At 43.1% G+C, this 18,103-nt stretch carries 18 protein-coding genes and 1 pseudogene; 7 read left to right on the top strand and 12 right to left on the bottom strand.

Annotated features, from left to right (window positions below):
• Window positions 1-98: 98 nt before the first annotated feature.
• Window positions 99-1,175, bottom strand: coding sequence for a response regulator (locus GXP75_RS07755; RefSeq protein ID WP_106044685.1), 1,077 nt, complete (start codon window positions 1,173-1,175; stop codon window positions 99-101).
• A 138-nt stretch (window positions 1,176-1,313) separates the two neighbouring features.
• Between GXP75_RS07755 and GXP75_RS07750 the strand changes: the two are divergent.
• Together GXP75_RS07750 and GXP75_RS07745 are read left to right on the top strand one after the other, a co-directional pair.
• Window positions 1,314-3,245: pseudogene (locus GXP75_RS07750) on the top strand (sensor histidine kinase); the annotation flags it as partial.
• Between the two features lie 120 nt (window positions 3,246-3,365).
• On the top strand, window positions 3,366-4,448 hold the full coding sequence (locus GXP75_RS07745) for a response regulator (protein ID WP_313897118.1): 1,083 nt from the start codon (window positions 3,366-3,368) through the stop codon (window positions 4,446-4,448).
• Between the two features lie 60 nt (window positions 4,449-4,508).
• Here the strand turns inward: GXP75_RS07745 and mscL are convergent, their stop codons facing one another.
• Together mscL and fabZ are read right to left on the bottom strand one after the other, a co-directional pair.
• A complete protein-coding gene (gene mscL / locus GXP75_RS07740) occupies window positions 4,509-4,901 on the bottom strand; it encodes a large conductance mechanosensitive channel protein MscL (RefSeq protein WP_214916170.1) in 393 nt (130 codons plus the stop codon).
• Between the two features lie 71 nt (window positions 4,902-4,972).
• A complete protein-coding gene (fabZ, locus tag GXP75_RS07735) occupies window positions 4,973-5,398 on the bottom strand; it encodes a 3-hydroxyacyl-ACP dehydratase FabZ (RefSeq protein WP_061570885.1) in 426 nt (141 codons plus the stop codon).
• Between the two features lie 191 nt (window positions 5,399-5,589).
• Here fabZ and rapD point away from each other — a divergent pair, with 191 nt between their 5' ends.
• Window positions 5,590-6,654 (top strand): aspartate phosphatase RapD, encoded by a 1,065-nt coding sequence (rapD, locus tag GXP75_RS07730; protein WP_061570886.1) that lies wholly within the window; start codon window positions 5,590-5,592, stop codon window positions 6,652-6,654.
• A gap of 26 nt (window positions 6,655-6,680) precedes the next feature.
• Here rapD and GXP75_RS07725 read toward each other — a convergent pair whose 3' ends face one another.
• From GXP75_RS07725 to GXP75_RS21495, 5 genes are all read right to left on the bottom strand, one after another.
• Window positions 6,681-7,505: a flagellar hook-basal body complex protein FlhP gene (locus GXP75_RS07725; protein ID WP_242556509.1), complete on the bottom strand. Its 825-nt coding sequence runs from the start codon at window positions 7,503-7,505 to the stop codon at window positions 6,681-6,683.
• A gap of 32 nt (window positions 7,506-7,537) precedes the next feature.
• A complete protein-coding gene (locus tag GXP75_RS07720) occupies window positions 7,538-8,353 on the bottom strand; it encodes a flagellar hook-basal body complex protein FlhO (RefSeq protein WP_242556508.1) in 816 nt (271 codons plus the stop codon).
• A 157-nt stretch (window positions 8,354-8,510) separates the two neighbouring features.
• Window positions 8,511-9,512, bottom strand: a complete 1,002-nt coding sequence (gene mbl / locus GXP75_RS07715) for a cell shape-determining protein Mbl (RefSeq protein WP_003326608.1) — start codon at window positions 9,510-9,512, stop codon at window positions 8,511-8,513.
• Window positions 9,513-9,691: 179 nt separating this feature from the next.
• The gene (gene spoIIID, locus GXP75_RS07710; protein ID WP_003221804.1) at window positions 9,692-9,973 is read right to left on the bottom strand and encodes a sporulation transcriptional regulator SpoIIID; all 282 of its coding nucleotides are present in this window, start codon (window positions 9,971-9,973) and stop codon (window positions 9,692-9,694) included.
• Window positions 9,974-9,987: 14 nt separating this feature from the next.
• Window positions 9,988-10,098, bottom strand: a complete 111-nt coding sequence (locus tag GXP75_RS21495; RefSeq protein WP_072053239.1) for a protein usd — start codon at window positions 10,096-10,098, stop codon at window positions 9,988-9,990.
• Window positions 10,099-10,323: 225 nt separating this feature from the next.
• Here GXP75_RS21495 and GXP75_RS07700 point away from each other — a divergent pair, with 225 nt between their 5' ends.
• Both GXP75_RS07700 and GXP75_RS07695 read left to right on the top strand, forming a co-directional pair.
• The gene (locus GXP75_RS07700; RefSeq protein ID WP_061570889.1) at window positions 10,324-10,740 is read left to right on the top strand and encodes a MarR family winged helix-turn-helix transcriptional regulator; all 417 of its coding nucleotides are present in this window, start codon (window positions 10,324-10,326) and stop codon (window positions 10,738-10,740) included.
• Window positions 10,741-10,760: 20 nt separating this feature from the next.
• Window positions 10,761-11,957, top strand: coding sequence for an MFS transporter (locus GXP75_RS07695; protein ID WP_061570890.1), 1,197 nt, complete (start codon window positions 10,761-10,763; stop codon window positions 11,955-11,957).
• Between the two features lie 40 nt (window positions 11,958-11,997).
• On the opposite strand, the gene GXP75_RS07690 is transcribed toward GXP75_RS07695, so the two are convergent.
• From GXP75_RS07690 to GXP75_RS07675, 4 genes are all read right to left on the bottom strand, one after another.
• A complete protein-coding gene (locus tag GXP75_RS07690; protein ID WP_242556507.1) occupies window positions 11,998-13,470 on the bottom strand; it encodes an NCS1 family nucleobase:cation symporter-1 in 1,473 nt (490 codons plus the stop codon).
• A 158-nt stretch (window positions 13,471-13,628) separates the two neighbouring features.
• Complete coding sequence (locus GXP75_RS07685; protein WP_242556506.1) at window positions 13,629-14,990, bottom strand: MFS transporter; 1,362 nt, start codon at window positions 14,988-14,990, stop codon at window positions 13,629-13,631.
• Window positions 14,990-15,511 (bottom strand): isochorismatase family protein, encoded by a 522-nt coding sequence (locus GXP75_RS07680; RefSeq protein WP_242556753.1) that lies wholly within the window; start codon window positions 15,509-15,511, stop codon window positions 14,990-14,992. Before GXP75_RS07680 ends, GXP75_RS07685 begins: the two co-directional genes overlap by 1 nt.
• Window positions 15,512-15,729: 218 nt before the next feature.
• The gene (locus tag GXP75_RS07675) at window positions 15,730-16,188 is read right to left on the bottom strand and encodes a hypothetical protein (protein ID WP_214916162.1); all 459 of its coding nucleotides are present in this window, start codon (window positions 16,186-16,188) and stop codon (window positions 15,730-15,732) included.
• Between the two features lie 321 nt (window positions 16,189-16,509).
• Here GXP75_RS07675 and GXP75_RS07670 point away from each other — a divergent pair, with 321 nt between their 5' ends.
• Together GXP75_RS07670 and GXP75_RS07665 are read left to right on the top strand one after the other, a co-directional pair.
• Window positions 16,510-17,718: an ammonium transporter gene (locus GXP75_RS07670; RefSeq protein ID WP_242556505.1), complete on the top strand. Its 1,209-nt coding sequence runs from the start codon at window positions 16,510-16,512 to the stop codon at window positions 17,716-17,718.
• Window positions 17,719-17,736: 18 nt separating this feature from the next.
• Window positions 17,737-18,087 (top strand): P-II family nitrogen regulator, encoded by a 351-nt coding sequence (locus tag GXP75_RS07665; RefSeq protein WP_003326598.1) that lies wholly within the window; start codon window positions 17,737-17,739, stop codon window positions 18,085-18,087.
• Window positions 18,088-18,103: the final 16 nt, after the last annotated feature.

Genomic DNA, 18,103 nt, shown 5'->3' with positions numbered 1-18,103 from the left:
ACAACCAGTGTGCTCGATTAAATCTCGAAACACACTGGTTGCTGATTGATTTTTCCTGTATGCTGACCACTGGGAGACCAGCATCCTGTATCTATTCTTCAATTGATCTGATCTTTCATTTGTTTGTAGCGCTGATATTCCTTTATCGCCTCTTCTACCTTCCCGTTTTTGTTAAATACCTGCATTTTGTATTGCATAATTTTATGATCGAAAGGTTCAATTTTCTCAACCTGCAGGCAAATGTCCATCGCTTGACTGTAGTTCATTTCATGAATGAAAAAATCAATCAGTTCATAAGCCTTGCCGATCCACAGTTGGGCAAGACGCGTTTTTTCCGGTTCTGCCCACAAGTAGCCGTGCTCCATAAAGTAATGGTTTTCGTATGACATTAACATATCCATGTGCTGATGTAACGTAGATGTATTAAGCGGCGGAGCCTCTTTCAGTGACCTTTCCCATTCAACAACATCAATTTTTACGTTTGAAAATCGAAGAGTATATCCTGTGTCGGTCTTCTCGATTGATTGGCTGAAAGGAACCTGACCGATTAATTTCCGTATTTGATAAATGGTTGAGTAAAGCTGGGTGCTTGCTTTTGAAACATCATAATTGGGCCAAAATAGGTCGATTAACATGTCTTTACTAACGACACGTCCTTGATTATGAAGTAAAAAAGCATAGATTTCACGCGCCTTGGACGTTCTCCACTTGACCGGTATGTTTGTCTTGACACTATTTAAGGTTTGATGAAACTGCAGGCTTCCAAAACATTGAATGAAAAAATGCGCCTCGGTATTTTCTGCAGGTGCCCTGAGCTTGTTATTCGTTCTGATACGTCCAACGGTTGTCTCAAGCCGCTTGTAAATGACAGGCTTCAGCAAGTAATCAATGGCATTCAGCTCAAACGCTTTGATAGCAAACTCATTATAAGCCGTGATAAAAACGACTTGGACGTTTTCATTCTGCGCTTGAATCGCTTCAGCAAGCTCAATGCCATTTATTCCGGGCATTTCAATATCAAGAAACACCGCATCTACAGCAGGAATCGCCGCATGCTCCAGAGCTTCAATCGGATCTTGAAATGCCATAATGGATTGAAAGGCGTTTGTCCGTTCAAGCATATTCTTAAAATGAAGCAATGCCAGATGCTCATCATCAACAATTAACGCGTTCAAAACAACATCCCACCCTATATTCAAATCAAGATATCAGTAAATAATTCTATTATATCATGCCAAATAGCTCCTTTATTTGAATTATTTTTCTTTCTATTGTAGTTTTTGATAGCTTTAGATTACAATATTTACAAGAAAATGAGGATCAGAACGATCCTATTTAATAAGGGAGACTTGGTATTGAAAAAGACATTTATTTTTATTTCGATTATTTCCGGTTATGCAGCTTTCTTTATTTTATTTACAGTGATGAATCACCTGTCTGGATCATCTCTTCCTGAAGCGAGAGACGGGGTTATTCATCTGGAGAATTGGGATTTTCAGAAGGATGGAAACGTGCATCTGAACGGAAAGTGGACATTATATCCAAATCAGCTGCTGTCACCAAAAGATATCCATTCAGTCAAAGGGAAGGACTCAATATTTGTCGATGTCCCCAGCAATGTAAAAATCGTGAAACAGGGTATCAATGTAGATTATGGCACATATAAGCTGATCATCCGATCGAATCAAGACAATCAGATGTTCGGAATCAGCACCTCTTTTATTTACAGTTCAAATCGTATCTATCTTAATGGAGAGTTAATCGGCCAAAGCGGCAGCCCTTCAAACAAACCAGATTTCACGGCGCAAAACAGACCGTATACGAGCTATTTTAAGATTCATAAGGGCGAAAATGAACTCATTTTACAATACTCAAACTTCGGAAAATCGCCGGGATGGGGGATTGCAAAACCGATCACTTTTGGAACCCAGGAGCAAATATTACGTGAAAATAAGATTTCCTTTCTTAATGATTCTGTTATGATTACGGCTTTTTTCATCACTGGATTATATTTTCTCGGCTTTTTCCTGCAAAGAAAAAAGGATAAACATTTATTGTTTTTTGCTGTGATGTGTCTTCTTTTTTCGTTCATTATTCTTTTGATCGGAAAAGAACGGGTCATCTATCTTCTCTGCCCCTCAATTTCATTTGTATTGTATAAATCTTTGACGGCAGTCACTACGGTGCTTGTCAGCATTGCTGTTTTTCTCTACCTCTATTTTGCTTACAGGGAGATTGTTTCAAAAAGATTTATACTCGCAGCGACTGTTGTCTCTGGGATCATTCTGGCCACAGATTTTTTATCCGGGCGTTTTATAGACCATGTCTCATACATATTACATTCTGTGTTAGCCGTTTCGACTCTGATTTATATTACGTATATTTTTACTATTGCTGCGATCCGCAAAATGGAAGGAAGCTTATATCTTACAATTGCATCTATATCAATGAGCTCTTTTGTCATTTTAACCACCATTTCCGCTTACAGCGGCAAAACGGCTTTTTCATTTAATTCGATTTATTCATTGCCAACAGTCATCGCTTTGCTGGCGATTGTTCTATTGATGGCGCAGCAATTCGCCGGCGCTTTCCGCGAAAATGAAGTCCTGACGCGGAAATTACTTAGTATTGACAGGCTAAAGGATGAGTTCATTGCCAAAACGTCGCATGAATTTAAAACGCCGCTGAACAGCATTATTAATATATGCCAAACCCTGCTGGCCGGCAGAAGAAAAAGAACGATAGAAGAAGAGAAAGATAATATGCAGCTTGTCATTCGCATGGGCTACAGGCTGTCCAATCTGGTGAATGACATCCTTGATCTAGAAAAAATAAAGCAAGACATGCTGCAAATTCATCCGGTTCCCGTTGACATTTATACAGTGATTTGTTCCGAAATGAACTTTTACCGGCTTTTGTCTAAACATAAAAACCTCAACATTGTGAACCATATTCCATCCGGCCTTCCTATGGTACTTGCGGATGAAAACCGTTTTCGGCAAATCTTAACCAACCTTGTAGACAATGCCATAAAGTATACACCTGAGGGACAAATCACTCTCTCTGCTGTGAGGCTCAATGATAAGACGATCAAGATTACAGTAGCGGATACCGGAATCGGCATTCCAGAGACCGATCGCCAATCCATATTTGAATCTTTTCAGCAGGCTGAAATGAATAAAGACGACGGGGCCGGTCTGGGCTTAAGCATTGTGAAACAGCTGATTAAGCTCCAAAACGGAGACATTTGGGTAGAATCAGAAGTTGGGAAAGGATCGGCATTCCATTTCACATTGCCTGCAGCTCAAGATGATGTTGTGCCTGAAGTAAAAGATGGGCTGCCTGAATGGCAATCCGGAAGGGGTATGTCAAATATCTCCTTAAGTACGCCTTATTTTTCTGAGAAAATTGATGCTCCGACGATATTGATTGTAGATGATAATATCGAAAGCTTAAAAATTTTAAACGATATGCTCCAAGGTATTCCTTATAACATAATTGCAGCAAAAAACGGAAAAGAGGCATTAGAAGTGGTCTCCCGATCTAAGCTTGATTTGGTTATATTGGATCTGATGATGCCTGATATGACTGGTTTCGAAGTGTGCATGAATATTCGGGAAAGATTCAGCATGGTTGACCTTCCTGTCCTGATCATTACAGCAGCCATTATCGGCCATGACAAATACAAAGCTTTTCATGCCGGAGCAAATGACATCTTGCAAAAACCTTATCATTACTCTGAATTTATGGCGCGTATTAAAAACCTGATTATGATGAAACATACAGCAAATCAAGCGACAAATATGGAGATGGCATTTCTGCAGTCCCAAATCAAGCCACACTTTCTTTATAATGTGTTAAACACAATTATTGCTCTTAGTCATTTGGATATTGAAAAAGCGCGTGAAGTAACGGCTGAATTCACCAACTACTTACGCATGAGTTTTGATTTCCGAAACACATCGGCCATCAGTTCATTCAGAAATGAGCTTTCAATCATCAGTTCCTATCTTTCTATAGAAAGGACGCGCTTCGGCGACCGGCTGAACATCCTTTTCGATATTGATGAAGGCATTGACTTTATACTACCGCCTTTAATGATTCAGCCTCTGGTGGAAAATGCCGTCCATCATGGCATCAGCAAAAAAAGAGGAGGGGGATGGGTTAAGCTGACAGCAAAAAAACAAAGCAAAAACGAATATTACGTCCAAGTTGAAGATAACGGGGTTGGCATTGCCCCGGAAAAACAAAAGGATATCCTGTCTCAAGACTTCGATTGCAGCGTCGGGCTGAAAAATATTAACCAGCGGCTCAAGCATTTCTGCGGCAGTGAATTGAACATCCGCAGCACTCCGGATGCCGGCACGGCTGTCTCAATGGTGATACACATTACTGAAACAACAGATTCTCCTGAACCCTTAAGCACGTCTCCGGATGCAAAACAATAGGAAATACGGGAATCCCATAACCTATAAAAAAAGACTGCCGCATTCCAGCGGCAGTCTCTTTTATTCAGGAGACCTTGTCTGCTGCTTCAGCAAGTCCCTGATTTCTTTCAATAACTCTTCTTGCGCATCCGCCGCTTCCTCCTCGGCCTCTTCTTCCGCTTCTTTCTTGCGCCTCAATTGATTCAAAGTCCGAATCAAAATAAAAATAGAGAACGATATGATTAAGAAATTCACAATGGTTTGAATAAAGCTGCCGTATTTGACGACCGCATCACCGAATGTAAATGACAGCCCTGAAAAATCAAGCCCACCTAGAAGCAAGCCAACTAAAGGCATAATGATATCATTGACAAGCGATGTGACGATCTTACCGAACGCGCCCCCTATCACAACACCAATCGCAAGATCAACAATATTCCCGCGCATAGCAAAGGTCTTAAACTCTTTCCACATACAATCACCTGCTTATTTCATGTTTTGAAAGAAAAAAGGCAAATGTGCCGCAGCCCACCTGCCTTTTTCACTTATTCGCCGAGAGCAAAAGTCAGTTCAACTTCGCAAACCACTTCTCCGTCAACTTTGGCAACGCCTTTTCCGCGCCCGATTGTACCGCGCGCGCGAGTAATATCAACTTCCAGCTGAAGCTGATCGCCAGGCTTCACTTGTCTTTTAAAGCGGCAATTATCAATACCAGCGAAAAATGCGAGTCTGCCGCGGTTTTCTTCTTTTATAAGCATAGCGACAGCTCCGGTCTGAGCAAGAGCCTCCACGATTAATACGCCGGGCATTACCGGGTATTCAGGAAAATGGCCATTAAAAAACTCTTCATTAGCTGTTACGTTTTTATAGCCTGCAGCCCGTTTTCCTTCTTCCACTTCCGTAATTCTATCTACAAGCAAAAACGGATAACGGTGAGGAATAATTTCTTTAATTTGCTGAGTATCAAGCATTCTCTTGACATCTCCTTCATCGACAATAGTATGTATAGAAAGTATAAGCTGATCCATTCTGTACATTTGGAAGTATATTATGAATCAATTTCTTTTTCAACCGCGTTCAAGTGTAACCAGCTGGTAATGAGACCCGTCTGTAGTTGTGATATGATAAATAAAGATTTTACCATAAGTAAAGAGGTAGGAAAATGATTTCGAAGTTTACTGAAAAACGACTAAAGAATCTGTTAAATGAATGGTATATATCAATGGGCAAACGCCAGCTGGATCTCGCCTGCACATTCAAAGAGAAAATCGATCAGAACCTTCCCAAAATCAAAAAGAATACAAAGCTTTGGATGCATTACCAATTATTTTTGTCGCGCTTTCAGCTTCTTTTTGAAAACAGGGACGGACTGAAGGCATTATTTGATGATCTCAAAAAACAAGAAGACAACATGAGCAATGAATTAAAATATTATTTACACTTTTTTTCTGGATTATACGAAATGGTGAAAGCCGCACCCAAAAACGCTGTTTCTCATTTTAAAGAAGCTGAAAAAAACCTGCCGGCCATCCAAAATAAGTTTGAAGCCGCTGAATTTTATTACAAAACCGCCGGGGCTTATTATTTGATGAAATCGCCGCCGCTCTCTGTTCAATATGTTTCAAAAGCGATGCAGATCTATGAGCATCAATTCGGTTATATCAAAAAAGTATTAAGCTGCCAGCTTTTACTCGCGGTCAACTACATAGACCAATTACGCTATCAGGAAGCCGAACAGCTCTTTAAAGAGATTATAAAGAAAACCGCGGAAATGAATGATTATAATCTTCTGTGCCACGCTTACTATAACTTGGGATTTTTAAAGGCTACCGAAAAACAGGACAAAGAAGCTTTGATTTATTTCAAAAAAGTTCTGAACAACAGAGAATTTGAACTGAATTCGCCTGTATCCTATCTTCACTGCATATACGAATCAGTTCGATCCTTTTTTAAAACCGGTCTCATAAGCGAAGGGAAATCCGTTTTACAAAAAGGGAAAGAATTATCTGACAAAGTGAACATAGAAACAATCAAATTGAAGCTGAACATACTGGAGGCTCTCTACACATGTGAGGAAGACCCGTATGACACCTTGCAGGAGCTGGTTTTCGAGTTGGAAAAAATAGAAGCGTGGGTCGATTTGGAAGTGCTTTTAGAAGACATCGCTGGATACTACAAAAATAAGGGCGATTTCGAAAAAGCCGCATTTTTTATCATGCGCGGCTGATTGAAAACGCCCGAGTCTTTCTATGGTTATCTGACGGAGTTAACCAAACCAAGCATTTGGTCACCCATTGTAATCGTCCGGCTGTTCAGCTGATAGGAGCGCTGCGAGCTGATTAAATCTGTCATTTGTTTTGAAATATCCACATTCGACATTTCAAGCGCGCCCTGCTGAATCCCGATACTTTGCCGGTTTGCGCCGTTCAGCTCTTCAAGGGCTGCTGCGGCATTCCCGTTGAGGGAGAAAAGATTATTTCCTTCCGATTTCAACTTTTGCGGATTATTCACTTGGACAACACCGAGATTAAACTGCTGCGATGCACCCCCAGCATTGCCGGTTGAAGCCGTCAGCGTCCCGTTTTCGCTGATAGTGATCTGTTTCATTGAATCATCAATGTTGATTGGGTTTCCGTTTTCATCAAGAACTGGATATCCATCCCCCGTCACCAGTTGGAGCTGATTGTCATTCCCGGCCGCAGGGGTCAAATAAAGCGCCCCGTCCCTTGTATACTGACGATTTCCATTCACATTCACCTGAAGATACTGATAAGGAGATGTAAACGCGATGTCCAAATCACGTTCCGTTTTCTCGATGCTCCCCTGATCGGATATAAGGCGCGCATTCATGGCGGCGCCTACCCCAAGACGCAGTCCGGGCGGAGTTTTCCGCGCTTTTGCCACATTATCATTTTTTTCATCAACCTGATCGAACTGCTGTCTGACTAGCTCAGAAAAATTCGTATTCTTCGCCTTATAGCCGGTCGTACTGCTGTTTGAAAGGTTGCTGCTGATTGTATCAATCTGCTGCTGCAGTTGATTCAGCGTCGTTGAAGCCGTGAGCATTGATCTGAGCATAGTTGAAGCCCTCCGTTTTTTCTTCCGTTATCTTATATTTTACCGATTTCATTTGCGGCTTTATCCATACTTTTGTCGTAAGCCTGAATGACCTTTTGGTTCGCTTCAAAAGTTCGGTACGCTTCGGTCATTTCTGTATAGGCGCTCGTGACATCTACATTAGAAAGCTCGGAAAGGCCTTGCTTTAATGAATAAGACACTTCCGGATTGCCGGCTGCGCTTGGCAGATCATTGCCGACAGCCGTGCTGTATAAATCATTGCCGTCCCTTTTCAAATTGCGGACATCCTCTTCCATTCTGATGTCAATCTGTCCGGCTGTCCTTCCGTTTGTGGTGACCGTGCCGTTTTCGGACACAGTGAAATTTTCATTATCCACAGTAATCGGCTGCCCGTCAGTTGATAACACAGGATTTCCGCTGATCGTCAGCTGATTATTTTCATTTAACGAAAATGTGCTGCTTTTTGAATATCTCACATCGCCGTTCGCCGTTTCTACCGGGTAAAAAAGAGCCGCGTTTTCATTTGTTTCTCCATTTACAGGGAGCTGGTTTTCCACAAGCGCGATGTCTGTCGGCTGATCGGTGGATTGAAGGCTTCCTTGTGTAAAAAGAGGCTTGAGCTCCTGCATATATACGCCGGTGTTCAGAGAACCGATTTCTTTCTTCGATACTCCTCCCGGGGATTTTGCTTCTATTCTGCTTAGCAGCATGTCAGGAAATGCGCGCAGAGAGCCTTGATCTTCTTTATAGCCCGACGTGTTTGCATTCGCGATATTATTAGAAAGCATTTCCGTCCGGCGTTGCTGGCTGATCATTGCGGATGTTGCGGTATATAATCCTTTTAACAAATTTCCCACCTCAGAAATCACATTTTTTCCAGTTGTCATATAGGAACGTTCGTTCTATAATAAGTTTCATTATTTTATAATATTATCGGCGTGCATCAGGATATCGTGAAGCCTTTTCAGAAAAAAACCCCATTCTTTATCAGAATGAGGTTGATCATCAGCTTAGTTTGCGTTTAGGAAGCTTGTCCATATTATCAAGCATCACACCTGTGCCCACTGCCACACAATCCATCGGGTTCTCAGCGACAAGAACGGGAACTTTAAGCTCCTCGGCTAACAGCTGATCAAGCCCGTTTAAGAGTGCGCCTCCACCTGTGATGATGACGCCGCGGTCAATAATGTCTGCGGAAAGTTCCGGCGGTGTTCTTTCAAGCACTTGTTTAGCTGCCTGCACAATAACAGCGACAGATTCGCGAAGGGCTTCTTCAACTTCTTTACTGTTTACTGTAATTGTTCTTGGAAGACCGGAAACCATGTCCCGACCGCGAATGGAGATTTCCTCTTGACGTGCGTCTGGGAAAACCGTTGCGACTTTAACCTTAATATCTTCAGCAGTACGTTCGCCAATCAGCAGCTTGTACTCGCGTTTGATATAATTTAAGATTTCCATGTCAAACTTGTCCCCAGCCATTTTAATAGAAGAGGAGGTGACAATATCGCCCATTGAAATAACTGCGATATCAGTCGTCCCGCCTCCGATGTCTACAACCATGTTACCGCTTGGCTGGAATATTTCCATACCCGCGCCGATAGCGGCAACTTTGGGTTCTTCTTCAAGAAACACATGCTTCCCGCCGCTTTTTTCAGCAGCTTCCTTAATTGCTTTTTGCTCAACAGACGTAATGTTTGTCGGGCAGCAAATGAGCATGCGCGGCTTTGAGAAAAGGCCTTTCACATTCAGTTTGTTGATAAAATGTTTCAGCATCGCTTCAGTTACTTCAAAATCTGCGATAACCCCGTCTTTCAGCGGGCGAATCGCAACAATATTCCCAGGTGTACGTCCAACCATTCGTCTTGCTTCTTCTCCAACCGCCAGCACTTTACCGCTGTTTTTGTCGAGAGCGACAACGGATGGCTCATTCAAAACTATTCCTTTACCTTTTACATGGATCAGTACATTTGCAGTACCGAGGTCAATACCAATATCCCTTGCAAACATCTATTTATATCCTCCTTGAAAATCTGTTTCACAGTAAATATCCACATTGTGCCCTAATTATATATATTATCATAAATTCTAGAAAAAAAGTTGCAGTAACATAAGTTCTTTACAAAATTTTGTGGATTTTCACTGAAGATTGTCGGAAGACAAACATAAGCTGATCAGCACTGGATATTTTACGATTGCTGAACGGGCTCTCCTTCGAGAATTTCATCTTTTTTATATTTCAGTTTTGTTGCTTCTCCTCCCCGCAAGTGCCTGATGGATTTATGATAATCGAGTATTTCCTTCACTTCGTTTGCCAAGTCAGGATTGATTTCCGGCAGACGCTCTGTTAAATCTTTGTGTACTGTACTTTTGGAAACACCAAACTCCTTCGCAATGACACGAACGGTTTTCTTCGTCTCCACGATATACTTCCCTATCTTGATTGTTCGCTCTTTGATGTAATCGTGCACACCACTCGACCTCCCTAAAATGGATGTGAGAAGTGTGAAATGAGATCCGTATTCTGTAAAGATACACTGATGATGTCGCTTCTTCGTTGTATGATATTATAAGTAGATTTTTGAAATATGCCCACGATCCCTCACCTCAAACACTCTCTTTGTTAGGTTTGTAACAGTGTATTAGCATTCATTGGGGAATATGCTAAAAACTCAATGCGGACAAGGGGTTTATGGAACTTTTTTCACTCTCCAAACTATTTCGCCTCTCTACATTTTTTCTTTACATCCGGCCAACGCTGCTGTAAAATAAGAAAATGTATTTACTTACTTAGGTAAGTTTTTTTCAAAAGGAGAAAAAAATGTCCTACGTCAACAGACACCTCATCCACCAAATCAATCAAAGCGCCCGCCTGATTACAAAAAAAGCCAATGAACAGCTGGAACCATTCGGCCTTTACTCATCCCAGTGGACGATTCTATATTGTTTGCGAACAATCGGACCGATGACTCAAAAAGAGATCTGGTCCTATTTAAACGTGGAAGCACCAACGGTTACGCGTACGATCAAACGCCTTGAAGAAAACGGCTGGATACAGCGTGAACAGGGCGAAGACAAACGGGAAAAACTCGTTGTCCTGACTCATGAAGCCGAGAAAAAATACGACGAAATTAATGTAAAAATGCTTGAGTTTGAGGAACAGCTGCTTGCGGAGTACGAAGATAAAGAGAAAGAAGCTTTTTCTCATTTTTTGAAGTTGTTTTTAAATAAAGGTTAAGAAAAGGAAGTGCCATACATTTGAAAAAAGCTGAACCTATTTGGACCAAAGACTTTATTATGGTTGTGCTTGTGAACTTATTTGTTTTTGTTTTCTTTTATACGTTTTTAGCCGTGCTGCCGATATATATGATTCAGGAGCTTGGCGGCACCGAATCTCAAGGAGGACTCTTGATCAGTCTGTTCCTGCTATCCGCCATTATCACCCGCCCGTTTTCCGGGCCGATTATTGAGCGGTTCGGAAAGAAAAGAATGGCCGTTATTGCCTTGGCTGTCTTTGCACTCTCTTCTTTTCTTTATATGCCGATTCATGATTTTTATTTACTGCTCGCCTTACGGTTTTTCCAAGGCATTTGGTTCAGTATATTAACGACGGTAACCGGTGCGATTGCGGCTGACATCATCCCGATGAAACGGCGTGGAGAAGGATTAGGCTATTTTGCGATGTCAATGAACCTCGCCATGGCTATCGGCCCTTTTCTCGGGCTTAGTCTGGTCAAAGTGATATCCTTCCCTGTTTTCTTCACGATCTTTGCAGTGTTTATTTCTCTGGGCTTTTTTGTTACGCTGCTCATTAAAGTTCCGAAGGGAACAGAGACAGGAACGACCGTATTCCGCTTTTCCTTTTCTGACATGTTTGAGAAAGGCGCGCTAAAGATCGCGATTGTCGGGTTGTTTATTTCCTTTTGCTATTCAAGTGTGACGTCATTTTTGTCAGTCTACGCGAAATCAATCGACCTGCTTAATATCAGCGGTTATTTCTTCGTGTGTTTCGCTGTCACGATGATGCTTGCTCGCCCATTTACCGGCAAACTTTTTGACAGAGTCGGACCGGGGATTGTGATTTATCCGTCAATCTTGATTTTCTCAGTCGGTTTATGCCTGCTGTCCTTCACAAACAGCGGATGGATGCTTTTATTATCAGGCGCTGTAATTGGGCTTGGATACGGCTCCATCGTCCCTTGTATGCAGACGTTAGCTATCCAAAATTCGCCCGCCCATCGCTCAGGTTTTGCAACGGCAACATTCTTTACTTTCTTTGATACCGGGATCGCTGCAGGATCGTATGTATTCGGGCTATTTGTTGCTTCCGCCGGTTTCCATGCCATTTATTTATCAGCGGGGCTGTTCGTCCTCGTCTCCTTGGCTCTTTACACGTGGAGCCGGAGAAAGCCTTTGAGCTTAGAAGCCGAAGGAAACGTTTCAATAGCAGATTAATCAAAAAAGAAGCCGATTCCAGCCGGCTTCTTTTTTTATATCATTTTACTTGTCTATCGTTCACAGAATATGGCACAGGAACCGTCGCGGGATAAGGCGGATGAAGGCGCATGAGAGTGATATAGGACAGAAAGGATATCAGAACGCCGACAAACCATGAAATGTCATATAAACCGGCGAGCGCCGGAACGTACATCCCAATTAAAGAAATCAGGGCGCCCAGAAATGTCGCAAGAAACGCCCGATAATTATACCCTTTGTAATATGTGTATCGTCCGGTTTCAGAATAAAGTTCATCAATAAAAAGCTGCCGTTTTCGAATGATGAAATAATCAGCCATCATGACGCCGGCGACCGGGCCGAGCATGCCTCCGATCAATCCGAGAAACGCATATACACTTGTTGCGCTCTCCATCAGTTTCCAAGGGATCGTGAACAAAGCAAGAACCGCCGTCAAATAGCTACCCCGCCTAAAATTAATATACTTCGGCCATACATTCGCCAGATCATAAGCCGGAGACACAATATTAGCTGCCACGTTTACGGAGATTGTGGCAATGCAGAGAGTAATGACAGACAAAGCAATAACATACGGGTTATCGAATCTGGCTAAAATATCAACTACATCCCAAATCGGCTCGCCGAATGCAACCTGCGAACCCGACGTTACAGTAATGCTCGCGAAGGCAAAAAGAGCAAATGTGCCGGGAAGCCCATAGAATTGGCCCTTCACTTGTTCCTTTTGCGTTTTAGCAAACCTTGTGAAGTCGGGAATATTCAATATTAAGGTGGCCCAAATGCCCATAATGCCGGTGACTCCGGCGGCAAACGGCCAAAATGTTTCTGCAAAGGAATGAAATTTTCCAGGCTGCGAATAAATCGGTCCAAGCCCTCCCGCAATATCTACAGCCCACCATACCATACCGCCGAACACAAGATAGACTAAAGGACCGGCCCACACTTCAAATTTTTTAATAGACTCCATGCCGTGATTCAGAACGAGCAAATGGATGGCCCAAAAGAAAACAAAAGAAAGTAAACCGGATGCATGAAGACCGAGCACATTCCAATCACCGCCGAGGCTCCCCCATCCCGGCCATATATTTAAGAGCAATATATGCAAAGCTGTGCTCCCCGCAAAGGTTTGGATGCCCAGCCACATGATGGCAACAAAGCCCCGCAGAAGGGCCGGTATATTCGCACCGTACACCCCGTAAGACGCTCTGATGATGACAGGAAACGGCAGTCCGTATTTCGCCCCGGCGTGACCGTTTAACGCCAGTGCGCCAAATAAGATAAGAGAAGCTGTAATAATGATGGCAAGCACCTGCCAAGGCGAAAGGCCGATCGCTATTAATCCGCCTACTGTGGCGTACGTCGGTATATTATGAATGCACCCCATCCAAATCGAGGCAAAATTCACCGCTTTCCACGTTCGCTGTTCCTGTTCTAAAGGCAGCAGATCTTTATTGCTCAGACCGACGGCCGGCTGCTTTATCTTTTCTATACTCATATGTCCCCTCCCATTTATGTCTCTTTTTCTGACATCACATGTCAACTAATATAACTGAAAATTGAGACAATAACATTGGACATGGTACACAAACCTTCTCTTCGGTTTTGAACAGCTTGAACAAGAAAAAGAGACAGACTGAATCGCCTGTCTCTTCTTTAGCTTGCAGCTTTCATTAGTTTTGCAAATCGGAACGCCATCAAAAGACTTGCCGCTCCCACAAGGATAAGGATGGTTCCCAGCATGCTGAAATGGCCGGCGGTAATTTCTTTTCCAAACAAAATGCCAAGAATCACCGATGAAAGAATGGAACCTAAGTAGCGGCAGGTTTGAAACAGCCCAGAAGAGGTTCCTGTCATATCCGGCGGACTTGTTTTCAGCATGGCAGCCTGAAGCGCGACATTCCCCAACCCGTAGCCTACTCCCAATACAGACAAGATCAAGCCTTTCCCTATCATCGGAGCCTGAATGAAAAAGGCGGTTAAAAGCACGGCCCCGGCTGTCATCAGGAACGCTCCCGTAAGGATTGGCAGAATTTCGCCCGATTTATCAATCCATTTACCCGTAATCGGCGAAACTACAATACTCATTCCTGACATAAACAGCATGATCAATCCGCTGGCTTGAACAGATAGATGCATTTCATCCTGAAAATAACTCGGCAGCCCAAAAAATAAGCAATAGAAAAATACATTTAAAATGATAAATTGTACATATACAGCCGACAGGCTCCGCTGCGTTTTGAATAATCGGATATCAATAAATGGATGCTGCACTTTCAACTCCCGCCATATAAATCCGCCAAGAAGCAAAAGCCCTATAACGCCTTCTGCATAATGCGGCGTTGTGCTGAAAGATAGCAAAAAAGACAGCAAAAAAATAATTCCTCCAGCAAACAAGAGAATTCCCGGCACATCGAGCCTGCGGAATATCACTTTCCAGCCGGCTCCTTCTCTTTTCTTATCTTTCGGAAACATATACATTCCAAGAAGAAAGCTGATCAAAATAAACGGCAGATTGACGATAAAAATCGCCGGCCATCCGCCCCACACAATTAAAAAACCGCCCACTGTCGGCCCTAAAGCCGTCATCGCTGACGCGAAAATCGACAATACCGCTAAAGCCGAAGCCTGCCGTTCATGAATATGGCTTCGGATCAGCCCTACTCCTGATGGGTAGATGGCGCTGCTTCCGATAGATTGAAACAGCCGCATGAACAATAAGGCCATAAAAGTCGGCGCAAAAGGCGCTCCGATCGCCGATATCGCGACAAGAATCAGTCCGAACAGAAACATATTTTTCCGGCCGAGCAAATCTCCCAGCTTCCCTGTCACCGGCTGCGCGACGGCACTTGCCAGGTAAAAAGAAGAAATCAGCCAGGAAACCGTCGTAAACGACAGATCAAATTCATTCTGAATGCTGTGAAGCGCAAGAGAAATCATTGACGAATTCAGCGGATTCAGCATGGTTCCCGAAGCAACAGCTGTTAAAAAAACAACGCGGCTTTTTTTCGAAATCATCATCTGACTTGAGTTAAAAACGCTTCCGTTGTACGAGATTTGCCGATCCTCGGAAAGATGAACCGAAGTGTGGATTCATGCTGTTCCTCACTGAATGCAGCCATCGCATCGGTAATAAAAATCTGCTGATACCCAAGCTGAAAAGCCTCTCGCGCCGTGCTTTCCACACCGATATTTGTCGCGATCCCGCAAAGAACAATGGTATCAATCCCCCGTCTTCTAAGCTGCATATCTAAATCTGTTCCAAAAAACGCGCCCCATTGCCGCTTTGTTACGGTATAATCGTTTTCTGTCACTCCTATTTCAGGAACAAACTCGGCCCAGTCTGGCGGCTGTTCACCGGAAGCCTGCTGCGGCGCGTCCGTTTCCGGCTTCAGCGCGTCTGTCCCATCATGAAACGCGACCTTTACAAAACCATTCGGAACCACTTTCCCGCTCCGGTCTACCGGCACGATTCCTTTTTGCAAATCAATCAGAACTAACGCTGTTTTTCGAAAATTTATATTGAGTGAGGTATTCATAACGATGTCTCCTCCTGATGCGATTATTGTTTCTCTCATTGTTTATTTTACTCTTCACCCTGCAATAAATTCTTTTATCACACATCAGACATCTTCACACATAAAACAGCCGGACAAACGGAGCTGTTCTTATGATTTTTCTTTTTTATATTCCTTTATATAAAAATAAATGGTTGTACAAAAAAAGCTTCCGGCGAGCATCAATATCATAAAGTTTGTCATAACTTCGTCACCCTCTTTTCTGCCGGATACTGAAAAAAGACAGGAAACAGCTTGCCCCGGTCAATCCACAGCAAGATGAGGCACATTATCAAAAGAACCGTACTGAGATCTTGCACACCAATGTTAAAACAATAGTTAACCATTGCAACGTTTGCAATAATGGGCAAAAACACAACCGCGCCCAATGTATATGTTCTCGGAATTAATAATAAAATGGCCGCAGCCGTTTCCCCAACTCCAATAAATATTTCATACAGACGGGAATAGCCAAAAAATTCCCATACCATGCCAAACCCCTCTCCGTTCGCCATTACTGATTCAGCAGACGGTACACCAAATTGTCCGATCACTAATTTCGCCAGTCCGTACAACAAAAAGTTTAACGCCAAAAACAATCGAAATGTCGCAGGAACAGATTGCTTCAGCGTTCTCATCAGCCTGCTATTTGTCTCCATCCTTACATTCCCCTCCCAGAGTGTACTATCCCAATTAATACATTTAATACACTACAAGGAATTCTATATATTGTCAATCTTCAAAAAACAGTACCGAATTATGTAAAATATACCTCTTTTTTCTGATGGCTGTAATCCACATCATTTTCTATAGACATAAAGATTCACTTCTAAAAGCGCCTCTTTTCCATCCCCATCAGTCACTCATAACATTCACTTAAAAAACATGTTAGGAAACCTTACATGAAAATGTTTTATCATTCTTTTTTCTCTATAATGAAGAAATATAATAATTTTCTGAAAGATACGGAGGTATGAGACATGCAAATGGGCGATACAGTATTTATGTTCTTTTGTGCTTTACTCGTGTGGCTGATGACCCCGGGTTTAGCATTATTCTATGGAGGAATGGTAAAAAGCAAGAATGTGCTCAGCACAGTGATGCACAGTTTTTCTTCCCTTGCCATCGTCTCTATTGTTTGGGTGCTGTTCGGATATACACTTGCGTTTTCTCCAGGCAACTCACTCATCGGCGGTCTGGATTGGATAGGGTTAAAAGGAGTCGGATTTGAACCGGGGGATTATAGCGAAACAATTCCTCATTCATTATTTATGATGTTTCAAATGACATTTGCCGTCCTGACGACCGCGATTATTTCAGGAGGTTTCGCAGAACGGATGCGATTCGGCGCTTTCCTCGTATTCTCATTTTTGTGGGTGTCGCTTGTTTATACACCGGTTGCTCACTGGGTTTGGGGCGGCGGCTGGATCGGCCAGCTTGGCGCTCTTGACTTTGCCGGCGGAAATGTTGTGCATATTTCTTCCGGTGTAGCCGGTCTTGTTCTGGCCATTGTGCTGGGCAAACGGAAAGACGGCACTGTCTCTTCTCCGCATAATTTAATTTACACCTTTTTAGGCGGCGCACTGATCTGGTTCGGCTGGTTCGGCTTTAATGTCGGCAGTGCGCTGACCCTTGACAGCGTAGCAATGTTCGCTTTTATGAATACAAACACAGCGGCGGCGGCTGGAATCTTCGGTTGGATTTTAGTTGAGTGGATTCTTAATAAAAAACCGACCATGCTCGGCGCGGTATCCGGAGCAATTGCCGGACTTGTCGCCATCACGCCTGCAGCCGGCTTTGTAACACCTTTCGTTTCCATTCTTATCGGGTTTATTGGCGGAGCGGTTTGTTTCTGGGGAGTATATTCACTTAAACAGAGATTCGGATACGACGATGCGCTCGACGCCTTCGGGTTACACGGAATCGGCGGAACATGGGGCGGTATCGCAACGGGATTATTCGCCACAACCTCAGTCAATTCAACGGGAGCGGACGGTCTGTTTTACGGTGATCCGAGCTTGCTTTGGAAGCAGATTGTAGCGATAGCGGCAACCTATGTATTTGTATTTATTGTCACTTTCGTTATTATAAAAGTTGTAGGTCTCTTCCTTCCCCTTCGCGCAAGTGATGAAGAAGAGTCACTTGGGCTTGATTTAACGATGCATGGGGAAAAAGCATATCAAGACTAATTTGTGAGGAGTGACAGTATGAGCGGTCAAATGTTCAAAGTGGAAATTGTAACGCGTCCGGCAAATTTTGAGAAGCTGAAGCAGGAGCTGGGAAAAATCGGTGTAACGTCCCTGACATTCTCCAACGTCCACGGCTGCGGCCTCCAAAAAGCGCACACGGAGCTTTATCGCGGAGTCAAGATCGAAAGCAATGTATATGAGCGTTTGAAGGTCGAAATTGTGGTCAGCAAGGTTCCGGTTGATCAAGTGACTGAGACCGCTAAAAAGGTTCTGAAAACGGGAGAACCGGGTGACGGGAAAATCTTTGTCTATGAAATCAGTAATACAATCAACATCCGCACCGGTGAAGAAGGGCCCTCCGCTTTGTAAAAGTTATTGATAAAAC

The organism is Bacillus sp. HU-1818, assembly GCF_022695965.1.
Lineage (GTDB): Bacteria > Bacillota > Bacilli > Bacillales > Bacillaceae > Bacillus > Bacillus atrophaeus.
Note: the sequence above shows the minus strand (reverse complement) of the source record. Positions and strands in the feature narration are given on the sequence as shown.

Excerpts from the sequence above, each read along its gene's own strand:
- GXP75_RS07745 (WP_313897118.1), top strand. The coding sequence starts at position 3,366 with ATGTCAAATATCTCCTTAAGTACGCCTTATTTTTCTGAGAAAATTGAT.
- mscL (WP_214916170.1), bottom strand. The coding sequence starts at position 4,901 with ATGTGGAAAGAGTTTAAGACCTTTGCTATGCGCGGGAATATTGTTGAT.
- fabZ (WP_061570885.1), bottom strand. The coding sequence starts at position 5,398 with ATGCTTGATACTCAGCAAATTAAAGAAATTATTCCTCACCGTTATCCG.
- rapD (WP_061570886.1), top strand. The coding sequence starts at position 5,590 with ATGATTTCGAAGTTTACTGAAAAACGACTAAAGAATCTGTTAAATGAA.
- GXP75_RS07725 (WP_242556509.1), bottom strand. The coding sequence starts at position 7,505 with ATGCTCAGATCAATGCTCACGGCTTCAACGACGCTGAATCAACTGCAG.
- mbl (WP_003326608.1), bottom strand. The coding sequence starts at position 9,512 with ATGTTTGCAAGGGATATTGGTATTGACCTCGGTACTGCAAATGTACTG.
- GXP75_RS07700 (WP_061570889.1), top strand. The coding sequence starts at position 10,324 with ATGTCCTACGTCAACAGACACCTCATCCACCAAATCAATCAAAGCGCC.
- GXP75_RS07690 (WP_242556507.1), bottom strand. The coding sequence starts at position 13,470 with ATGAGTATAGAAAAGATAAAGCAGCCGGCCGTCGGTCTGAGCAATAAA.
- GXP75_RS07685 (WP_242556506.1), bottom strand. The coding sequence starts at position 14,990 with ATGATTTCGAAAAAAAGCCGCGTTGTTTTTTTAACAGCTGTTGCTTCG.
- GXP75_RS07680 (WP_242556753.1), bottom strand. The coding sequence starts at position 15,511 with ATGAATACCTCACTCAATATAAATTTTCGAAAAACAGCGTTAGTTCTG.
- GXP75_RS07675 (WP_214916162.1), bottom strand. The coding sequence starts at position 16,188 with ATGGAGACAAATAGCAGGCTGATGAGAACGCTGAAGCAATCTGTTCCT.
- GXP75_RS07670 (WP_242556505.1), top strand. The coding sequence starts at position 16,510 with ATGCAAATGGGCGATACAGTATTTATGTTCTTTTGTGCTTTACTCGTG.
- GXP75_RS07665 (WP_003326598.1), top strand. The coding sequence starts at position 17,737 with ATGAGCGGTCAAATGTTCAAAGTGGAAATTGTAACGCGTCCGGCAAAT.